The organism is Pseudonocardia oceanicola (assembly GCF_047200735.1).
In the GTDB taxonomy this organism is placed as follows: Bacteria; Actinomycetota; Actinomycetes; order Mycobacteriales; family Pseudonocardiaceae; genus Pseudonocardia.
The window spans coordinates 1-1,250 of the sequence record NZ_JBJZON010000072.1; the positions used below are offsets into that span (position 1 = coordinate 1).

The window sequence follows — 1,250 nt, forward strand, 5'->3', positions numbered from 1 at the left end:
ACCGATCTTCGGCTTCATCAGGCTCCTCAGTCGAGCTGGGGCAGCACGGTGGCGGCGGCGAGTTCGAGCTCGTCGAGCGCGGTGTCGGCATTGACGGGGGAGAGCACGACGCTCGTAGCGCCGGCGGCGCGCAGGGCGGCAACTCGTGCGGTGACCTCGTCGGGATCCCCGGCCACGGCGAGGGTGTCGATCCACTCGTCCGGCAGCTTCTCGGCCATTGTCTCGGGGCCCAGCTCGAGCAGCTCGGCGATCTTGTCGTTGTAGCCGAAGGCGCCGGTGAGCGGGTTGTGCGCTCCCACCGCGGTGATGTACGCGGCCAGCGCCGGCCTGACCGCGTCGCGGGCCTGCTTGCTGTCCTTGGCCACGCTGAACAGGGCGAACGTCGGCACCAGGTGCTCGGTGCGGCCCGACTCGGCCATGCCCTCCTGGATGTAGCCGTGGGCCGCTTCGAGGTAGGACGTGCCGGCCAGCACACTCATCACGGTGCCGTCGGCGATCTTCCCGGACAGCCGCAGCGACCTGGGGCCGAGCACACCGGTCAGGATCGGCACGTGGCCCTCGACCGGGTGGGTCGGGGTGACCGAGTTGAAGGTGAACTGCTTCCCCTGCAGGTCGACCGTCTCACCCGCCAGCAACGCGCGCACGCCGTTGACGCACTCGGTGAGCGCAGACAGCGGTGACTTGGCGGTGAGCCCCATCTGGTCGGTCCAGAAGGGGACGCCGTGCCCGATGCCGGGCAGGAACCGGCCGGGGTAGGCGCGGGCCAGCGTTGCGATCTCCATCGCGGCGACGGCTGGATGGCGGGCCACCGAGGCGACGACGGCGAGGCCGACCTTGACCCGCTCGGTCGCACCGAGGGCGAGGGCGGCGCCGGTGAAGCCGCCGTAACAGAAGTAGTCCTCGGCCATCCAGACCTCGCCGTAGCCGAGGCGCTCCGCCGCGGCGGCCAGAGCCGGGATGCGCTCCGGGGGTGTCGACGTGGCGACGAAGACGCCGACTGGGGCGGTCACACTCATGGGGATCCTCCGGAAGCGATGGCCGCTCAGCGGCGCATCACGGTCGACGGTCGGAACGATGACGGCGCACCGTCGGTCGCCGACGAGTCTCTGCGTGCCCGTCGATGTGGGCAATTGGCGCTGCGACGAACTCAAGCCGCAAGCTTCGGCTGATCCGTCAATGGACAACTCAGTAGCGCGGCCCGACGCTGTTTTGAGCGATCGTCAAGACCTGTGGATGGGCTGCCTCGGGTT

At 69.8% G+C, this 1,250-nt stretch carries 1 protein-coding gene; it reads right to left on the reverse strand.

The window, feature by feature from the left end:
* Positions 1–26: 26 nt before the first annotated feature.
* Positions 27–1,010: an LLM class flavin-dependent oxidoreductase gene (locus tag ACL02T_RS34840; protein WP_412835084.1), complete on the reverse strand. Its 984-nt coding sequence runs from the start codon at positions 1,008–1,010 to the stop codon at positions 27–29.
* Between the last annotated feature and the right edge of the window lie 240 nt (positions 1,011–1,250).